The organism is Nitrospinota bacterium (assembly GCA_016235255.1).
Lineage (GTDB): Bacteria > Nitrospinota_A > UBA7883 > UBA7883 > JACRLM01 > JACRLM01.
In genome coordinates, this window is the sequence record JACRLM010000026.1 from 32501 (window position 1) to 41315 (window position 8815).

An 8815-nucleotide genomic window follows, 5' to 3' on the forward strand; every position below is an offset into this window, starting at 1 on the left:
AACATCGCCCAGGCGGAGGCCCGTTACGGCGGGGCGGAGGACGTGGAGTGGGCCGCCGAAGCCTTTTACGGCATCATGGGAAGGCTTGAGTTCCTCCCCAACTCCCCAACGCTTATGAACGCAGGGCGGGACCTGCAGCAGCTTTCCGCCTGTTTCGTGCTTCCGGTGGAGGACTCCATGGAGTCCATATTCGAGGCGGTGCGGGACACGGCGCTGATCCACAAGTCCGGCGGCGGCACAGGTTTTTCCTTCTCCAAGCTGCGCCCGAAGGGGAGCAGGGTGAAGTCCACCAGCGGGGTATCGTCCGGCCCGGTCTCTTTTATGAAGGTGTTTGACGCGGCCACGGAGTCGGTCAAACAGGGCGGCACGCGCCGCGGGGCCAACATGGGCATTTTGCGGGTGGACCATCCGGACATCATGGACTTTATCGACTGCAAGCAGGACAACAAGGGTTTTACGAACTTCAACATATCAGTCACCCTCACCGATCCGTTCATGCGCGCCGTGGAAGAGGGGAAAGACTATGACCTGATCCTCCCTCATACAAAAAGGCCCTCCGGCAGGCTCAACGCCCGCTCGGTGTTCGACAAGATAGTCGCCTCCGCCTGGAAGAACGGCGATCCGGGGATCATATTCATAGACAGGATAAACAGGGACAATCCGACGCCCCATGTGGGGGACATGGAGTCCACCAACCCCTGCGGCGAACAGCCGTTGCTGCCGTACGAGTCGTGCAATTTAGGCTCGATCAACATGGCCCGGATGCTTTCCGGCGGGGAGATTGACTGGGCGCGGCTCAAGAGGGTGACACATCTTGCCACCCGGTTTTTGGACGACGTGATAGACATGAACCAGTATCCGCTGGAGAAGATAGAGAAGATGACCAAGGCCAACCGCAAGATCGGCCTTGGAGTGATGGGCTGGGCGGACATGCTAATCTCCCTGGGGATCCCGTACAATTCGGAGCGGGCGATCACCCTGGCCGAAGAGGTGATGGAGTTTGTCAACGTAGAGTCCAAGAAAGCCTCCATGGCCCTGGCCTCCCGGCGCGGGGCGTTCCCCAACTACACCGGTTCGGCGTATGACAGGCCGGGGGCGCAAAAGCTCCGCAACGCCACCACCACCACCATCGCCCCCACCGGGACGATCAGCATCATCGCCGGGGTGTCATCCGGGGTGGAGCCTTTGTTCGCCCTGTCGTTCGTGCGCACGGTGATGGACCGCGACAGGCTGGTGGAGGCCCATCCGATGTTCGGCGCGGTGGCAAGGGAGCGGGGCTTTTACACCGAGGAGCTCATGGAGAACGTGGCGTACAGCGGCCACATCGAAGACATGGAAGCGATCCCGGAGGACATCCGCAAGGTGTTCGTCACCGCCCACGGCATAAGCCCGGAGTGGCATTTGAGGACCCAGGCCGCCTTCCAGCGCCATACGGACAACGCGGTCTCCAAGACCGTCAACTTCCCCAACGAGGCGAAGATAGAGGACGTGGCCAAGGTGTACATGCTCGCCTATCACCTTGGGTGCAAGGGGGTGACAATATACCGGGACGGCTCCAGGGAGGAGCAGGTGCTTTCCACCGGCTCCACCTACGGCAAGGGGAAGGCGGAAGAAGAACATCCCCATCAGATCGAGGACAAGGCCGCCATACGCCCGAGGCCGGACGTGGTGACCGGGTCCACCCACAGGATAAACACCGGCTGCGGCTCCATGTACGTGACGATCAACAAGGACGAGACGGGCCGTCCGCTGGAGCTATTCACCCAGCTTGGAAAGGCGGGGGGATGCGCGGCGTCGCAGACGGAGTCCATCGGAAGACTGGTGTCCCTTGCGTTGCGGGCGGGGGTGGACGTGGAAGTGGTCCGTTCCCAGCTTTCCGGCATATCGTGCCACCAGCCTGCCTGGGACAAGGGGGTGAGGATATCCTCCTGCGCCGACGCCATCGGCAAGGCCATCGGCCAGTGGCTTGAACTGCACAAGGAAGAGGAAGAGCGCAATGAGACCAAAGGCCAGGGGCTGAAAGGGGCCGGGGGGAACGGGAACGGCGCCAAGGTGATACATATATCGGCGAAGCCCGCGGGGCCGGATCCTGCGGCGGTGGCGGTGGGGGCATGCCCCTCTTGCGGCGGGCAGCTCAGGCATGTGGAAGGATGCCTGCTGTGCGGCGGCTGCGGATATTCGAAGTGCTGAACGGATTTCGGGGCGAATGCCGCCGATCGGCGGCGCGTCACCTGTTTTATACATGAAGCGGGGCGGGTGAAAAAATCCCCGCCCCCTTTTTACGCCGGGTGTAGAATTACTCCATGACAAACGCGGCAGGCACTGCAGGGGGCAGCGGCGTCCGGATACTCCCGGACCACGTGGCGAACCAGATCGCCGCGGGGGAAGTGGTGGAGCGTCCAGCGTCCATCATAAAGGAACTCGCCGAAAACTCGCTGGACGCGGGGGCGCGTTCTGTGATCGTTTCCATCCGCAACGGCGGCAAATCATATATAGAAGTGAGCGACGACGGGGCCGGCATGCCCCGGGACGACGCGATGATGGCCTTCGAGCGGCACGCCACCAGCAAGATACGGGACGCGGCCGACCTTAAGGCCGTCACCACCCTGGGTTTCCGGGGGGAGGCGCTCCCATCCATAGCTTCGGTCTCCCGGGTGATCCTTTCCACCGCCATGGCCGGAGAGCCTGCCGGGACGGACATCGTCATCGAGGGGGGCAAAATCCGCGACGTGCGGGACGGGGCTCCGATCAAGGGGACGAGGATACAGGTGCGGGACCTGTTTTTCAACACACCGGCGCGCCGCAAGTTCCTGCGGGGCGAGGAGGTGGAGGCTGCCCACGCCAAGGAGGCGGCCATAAGGATCGCCCTAGCCAGGCCGGACGTGGCGTTCACATTCATAAAAGAGGGGAGGCCGCTCTTTTCCCTTCCGGCGGAGGAGAGCGCATCAGGTTTTAACGGCAGGGTGGAGGCGCTTTTCGGCGGGGACACGGCGCGGAACCTGGCGGCGGTCCGGTTTTCCTCCGGAGACATGGAAGTGGAGGGGCTTGTTTCCCTTCCCGGGCGGACGAGGGCGGGCAGCCAGACCCAGTATGTCTATATAAACGGCCGCCACGTAAAGGACAGGTTGATAAACTTCGCGGTGGCGGAAGGGTACCGTTCGCTTATCCCCCGGGGGAGGTATCCGGCGGTGTTCCTGCGCATATCGCTTCCGCCGGAGAAGGTGGACGTGAACGCCCACCCCTCCAAGACGGAGGTGAGGTTTTTCGACGGGCGCGCGGTGATAGCCCTTGTGAAGGGGGCGATCCTCCAGACATTGGTGGACATGAAAGGCGGCGCTTCCGCGCCGGTGACATTGGCGGACTTCGAGCCGACAAAAGACCAATCACCGGCCATTCCTCCGGCAAGAGAGGAAGAAGACCCTTGGGCCGCGGCAGCTTTGGCGAAACGGCCCGAACGGCCGGCGTTTTGCGAGCCTCCAGCGGTTTTCGCGGCTGAAGCTCCGGGGCCTGCGCCGGAGCGGACAACACCTGGCGAAGAGGCCGCTCCATTGATCGGCCCCGCCGTGAAAAGGCGCGTGATAGGGCAGGTGTTCCAGTCTTTCTTCCTGGTGGAGGAGGGGGAGAAGCTTTTGATAATGGACCAGCACACGGTCCACGAACGGATACTTTACGAAAAGATCTCCGCCAGATACCGTGAGGGAAGGGTGGAGACTCAGGAGCTTTTGTTCCCGGTGGAGATTGAGTTTTCCATGAGGGAGGCGGACATTATGCGCGGCCACATGGACGATTTTTCGAGGCTGGGGCTTGCCTTGGAGGAATTCGGGGGGAGCGTTTTCATGCTGCGGTCGGTTCCCTTCATCCTCCGTCAGAAAGATTACCGCGCCATGATACTCGACATCCTCGACACGTTGGAGTCCGGAGGCGGGGCGCCGCTGGACCATGTGGCCGAGGGCGCCATAAACATCATGGCGTGCAGGGGGGCGGTGAAGGCCGGGCAGACGCTCGACACCCGGGAGATCGAGGGGCTTTTGGCCCAGTTGGACGGATGCGTCCTCCCATACACGTGCCCCCATGGCAGGCCCATATCGGTGACTGTGGACAGGGAGGGGCTTTACAGGATGTTCCTGAGAAAATAAGGGGCGCTGACGCTCAGGCCGCCCCGTCCTGCGCCGGGGCCTTGCCGGCCTTTTCGAGCACTTCTTTTATGGTGGCCTTCAGGTGGTCGAGGTTGAAAGACTTCACCACATACGCCTCCGATCCCCACACCTGAAAATCCTTCTTGTAGTCCAGATATGCCGTGCACAGGATCACCGGGGTGGCCTTGTCCTTTTCGCGGAACCGGCGCAGGTATTCCATACCGTCCATGCCGGGCATCTTGATGTCCAGCGTGATCAGGTCCGGCTTGAACACCGGGATTTTCTTCTCCGCGTCCATGGCGTCCTTGGCGGTCTCCACTTCGTAGCCGATTTCCGAAAGCTCCTCCCGGTAAAGGAGGCGTATGTTCTCCTCGTCGTCCACGACGAGAATTTTCGTCTTAGCCAAGATAAGCTCCTAAGCGTAATAAAACGTGGCGTGGCTCCGTCAACCCTTAACTTGCGCCCGGCAACGTGATTGTGAAAGTTACTCCATCCCCAAGCCTGTTGTCAATCGTCATTGTTCCCTTGTGCAGCCTGACGATCTTCTTGCAAAGCGAAAGCCCGAGCCCCGTCCCTCCCTGCTTGCTTGTGAAGAAGGGGCTGAATATGTCGTTAAAGTCCCGGGCGGGTATGCCGCCACCCGTGTCGGATATGATTATCACGGCGGCGCCCGCGCCTTCCTTGTCCGTGGTGACGCTGAATATCTTCCTTGTCCCGTGCCTGGCGCAGGACATGGCCTCAATGGCGTTGAGGGTGAGGTTTATGAGCGCCTGCTTGATCTGGCTTGCGTCGATGACCGCCTGGGGGTTGGCGGAGCTTGTCTTAAGCCTGCCCTCCACGCCGTTTTCGGACATGGCGCGCCTGTACAGCTCGAAAACGTTCCGTACTATGGTGTTGACGTCCTCCGCCCTGCGCCCGGACGAAATGCCGCGGGAGACGTCCAGGGTGCTTTTCAATATCCCCTCCAGCCGCTCCACCTCCTGCACGATCCGCGAAGCATAGCGCGACTCCACCCTGTGGCTTGGCACGTAAGTCAGCAGCCGCCGGGCGAATCCGCCGATGGACACCAGCGGATTCCTTATCTCGTGCGCCAGTTCGGCGGATATTTCCCCCAGGGCGGACAGGCGCTCCACCTGGGCCATGCGGCTTTGCAGCGAGGAGAGCTCCCTTGTGGCCGTGGAGAGCCTTTCCACGAGCCGCACGTTCTCGATGGCCCACGCCGCCGGGTGTGCGAACCTGGCCAGAAGGTCGATCTCTTCGCTTGTGATGGGCCTTGAATTGTACAGATTGTCCACAAACAGGGCTCCCTGCGGATTGTCCCGGACGATAAGGGGCATGACCGCGAACCTGTCGCACCCGAGCCTGCCGGCCAGCGCGAAGTCATCGTCCATGAAATCTTCCCTCCCCCGGACTCTCACCCCGGCCCTTTGCCCCACGGCCCTGGCCAAGGCGTTGTGGCCGGAAATGGGGACGCGCAGCGACCGGGCCAGTTCGTTGAACCTGGAGTTTTTTATCTCGAAATGGTCCTGCTCCAAAAGCCATTGCAAAAGCCCTTGGCGGGGGGTGGGATTCGAGCCGATCTTGTTCCATATCCTGGCCGCCTCCTCGCCGGAGTCCGGGCCGATGCCCATCATTCCGTGGAAGTAGCCTGTGCGCTCGTTTGCAAGGAACAGCACCGCCCTGTTAAAGCCCAGTCCCTGCCCGGCCGTCACCGAAGAGAGTATGACTCTAAGAAGGTCGTCCAGGCTCATCGCCTGCTGCATGGCCACCGCCACCTCCAGGAGGATGGAAAGTTCCCTGGCGTTTTTCTTGTTCACCTCCAGCGCCCGCTCAAGGGCCTCGTTTTCACTCAGGCTTACGATGGCCTGGGCCGTGATGGAGGCTATTTCGGCCAGGGCGGAAAGCTCCTCGGCGGCGAACGGGGCGCAAAGCCCGCCGCCGGACTGGGGGGGCATCCTGTCGGTCACGAGTATGGCCCCCAGCGTCCTGTCCTTGTAAACAAGGGGCTGGCAGGCCAGCGACAGGGCTGCCACCCTGTTCAAGTTGGGGAACCTGTCCTGGCTTCTTATATCGTCGACCCGGATCATGGTCTTTTCCCGCATGGCCTCTGAGACAACGCCAAGGCGCACGGGGCGCAGATATTCCTCGTCTCCCACCGAGTCCGGGCTGTGGTGGGGCGCAGGCTGCCCGTCTTCCCCGGCCAGCCACACTATCTGGCTGCGGGCGCCGGTTAGCATGGCGGCGTGGCGCGCGGCTGCCCTTACGATCTGCGCCGGGTCGTCCGTCTCCCTCATGAAGCGCCCCATCTCGGAGAGCACGGACAGTACGTTGACCTTTTCCCGGGTCCTTTTTATATATACCGCCGCCCGCACGGCGCCCGCCACCTTCTCCGCGATCAGCCGGAGCGCCTGCTTGTCTTCCTCGGAGTATTCCCTCGGGACCACCGTCTGGACGAAGATCATCCCCACGCACCCATCGGAGTCCATCAGCGGGGCGCCAAGATAGCTTTGATACCGGTCTTCGCCGGATTCGGGAACGTTGTAGAATTCCGGGTCTTCCCTGGCCCGGGGGAGGGTGATCACCCGCTTTTCCCGGACTACCCGCCAACTCACCCCTTTGTCCCTGGGCAGGCGCAGCGCGTTGGTCGCCTCCAGGTTAAAGCCCCTGCTTGCCGCAAGGGACATGGTCTGATCCCCCTCGTCGAGCAGCAACACAACGCACGCGTCGGCGCCAACGGCCTCGCAGGCGGCCGGGACGATGTCCGCAAGTATTTTTTCAAGGTCGAGCGCATGAAGGGATATGCGCTCAAGGCCGCCGGCCAGTTGTCCGGCGCGCTCCCCGGAAATCATATTTTCCCCCACGCCAGCTTTTTATACACCCCAAGGTATGTACGGGCGGACTTGCTCCATGAATAGTCCTCTTTCATCGCCCGTTTGACCATTCTATACCAGTCATCCGGCTTTCCGCGCAATATCGCCGCCGCCTCCGATGTCTTCCAGTAAAGCGCGTGGGCCGAAGGTTCGTGGAACTTAAAGCCGTTGCCCGCCCCCGTGACCGGGTCGTAGTCGGAAACGGTATCGTTAAGCCCGCCGGTGGCGCGGACCACCGGGGCGGCGCCATACCGCAGCGAGTACATCTGGTTGAGCCCGCAAGGCTCGTAGCGCGATGGCATGAGGAAAATGTCCGAGCCAGCCTCGATGCGGTGCGCCAATCCTTCATCGTAACCTATCCGGACAGAGGCCCTGTCCGGCCTTCTGGCGGCCAGTTCCCGGAAGAGTTCTTCGAAAGCGGGCGAGCCGGAGCCGAGCATGGCCACGCGCATCCCGTCGTCCAGAAGGCTGTCTATCACCTCGGCAAACAGGTCCATCCCCTTTTGTTCGACCAGCCGCGACACCACGCCGATAAGCGGATCGTTCCCCGGAGGCTGGCCGAGTTCTTCGAACAGTTTTTCCTTGCACACCTTTTTGCCGGCAAGCCCGGCCGGGGTGTAGTTTGCGGGGATGAGCTTGTCGCCGGCCGGATTCCATACTTTCGTGTCTATGCCGTTTAGCACTCCGCAAAGGGCGTCCGCCCGTTTGCGGAGCACTCCGTCGAGCCCCCAGCCATGCTCCCGCGTCTTGATCTCGGAAGCGTACGTGGGGGAGACCGTGGTGATAAGGTCGGCGAATACGAGCCCCCCCTTCATCAGGTTTATGCCGCCGTAAAACTCCATCTCCCCGTTCCGGTAATGCCGGAAATCAAGCCCTGTGTGACGCCAGTCCCTGGGATTGAATAGCCCCTGGTATCCCAGATTGTGGATCGTATATACGCCAGGAACGCCGCCCAAGACCGGGTCGTCCATGTATATCGTTTTAAGATAAACGGGGACCAAGGCCGTCTGCCAGTCGTTGGCGTGGACGATGTCCGGCTTAATTCCAAGGGCTTTCACCCCTTCAAGCGCCGCGCGGCAGAAAAAGGCGAACCTCTCCAGGTTGTCCAGATAGTCCCCTTCGGGAGTGTTGTACAGGTGGTCCCGGCCGAAATAGTTTTCGTTGCCGACGAAGTGGAAGTCCACCCCGTCCTTTTTGAGCGTGTATATTTCCCCTTCCGGCAGGCGGGTGGACATGGGGACGGCCACCTTCGCCTCCGGCCTGGCCCCCTTCGGGATGGCCGCGCCGATCCCCTTGTAACGCGGGACGAACACATGGACCTTTGCCCCCTCTTCGGCAAGGGCGGCAGGCAGGGCGCCCCCAACATCTCCAAGCCCCCCCGTTTTTATGAACGGGACCGCTTCGGACACCACGAACACTATCGTAAGAGGCCCTTTGGGCGGCCCGGATTTTTTCTTCATAAGTCAACTCACCGGTGAATCGCGGCGCCACCTCAGTAAAAACAATTGCCCAATTCGCTATAAAAACCTACAATAAGCCCGTGTTTAGTGTCACCCTGAGCTACGCGAAGGGTCTCCTTGAATCGGGATTCTTCACTGCGTTCAGAATGACAAATGTTGCCGAGGGGTAAGTGTATGTCACCCTTGTCATGCTGAGCCCTGTCGAGGTGCGGCGCCAGCAAAAACGCCATAAAGTTTTCATAAACAAAAAGTGGAATGATCACATGAAACAATCGCCAGGCAGAATTCTTGCTTCTCTCTCTCTCTCTCTCTCTCTCTCTCTCCTGATACGTAAATTCACAGCCATCGC

Annotated in this window: 5 protein-coding genes (1 of these 5 only partly in view); 2 read left to right on the top strand and 3 right to left on the bottom strand. The window is 61.1% G+C overall.

What is annotated here, in order from left to right; all coding sequences use genetic code 11:
- On the top strand, positions 1-2190 hold the 3' portion of the coding sequence (locus HZB29_02990) for a vitamin B12-dependent ribonucleotide reductase (GenBank protein ID MBI5814555.1). Its footprint begins 219 nt before the window's first position; 2190 of the gene's 2409 nt are visible here — the last part of the coding sequence; its start codon lies beyond the left edge, outside the window; its stop codon occupies positions 2188-2190.
- A 113-nt stretch (positions 2191-2303) separates the two neighbouring features.
- Positions 2304-4136 carry a DNA mismatch repair endonuclease MutL gene (mutL, locus tag HZB29_02995; protein MBI5814556.1) on the top strand — a complete coding sequence of 611 codons (1833 nt, stop codon included), beginning with the start codon at positions 2304-2306 and terminating at the stop codon, positions 4134-4136.
- A gap of 13 nt (positions 4137-4149) precedes the next feature.
- On the opposite strand, the gene HZB29_03000 is transcribed toward mutL, so the two are convergent.
- From HZB29_03000 to glgA, 3 genes are read right to left on the bottom strand one after another with little or no spacing between them, the layout of a single operon-like run.
- Positions 4150-4542 carry a response regulator gene (locus HZB29_03000; GenBank protein ID MBI5814557.1) on the bottom strand — a complete coding sequence of 131 codons (393 nt, stop codon included), beginning with the start codon at positions 4540-4542 and terminating at the stop codon, positions 4150-4152.
- A gap of 46 nt (positions 4543-4588) precedes the next feature.
- Complete coding sequence (locus HZB29_03005) at positions 4589-6985, bottom strand: GAF domain-containing protein (protein ID MBI5814558.1); 2397 nt, start codon at positions 6983-6985, stop codon at positions 4589-4591.
- On the bottom strand, positions 6982-8466 hold the full coding sequence (gene glgA / locus HZB29_03010; GenBank protein MBI5814559.1) for a glycogen synthase GlgA: 1485 nt from the start codon (positions 8464-8466) through the stop codon (positions 6982-6984). The genes HZB29_03005 and glgA overlap by 4 nt, the downstream gene beginning before the upstream one ends.
- Positions 8467-8815: the final 349 nt, after the last annotated feature.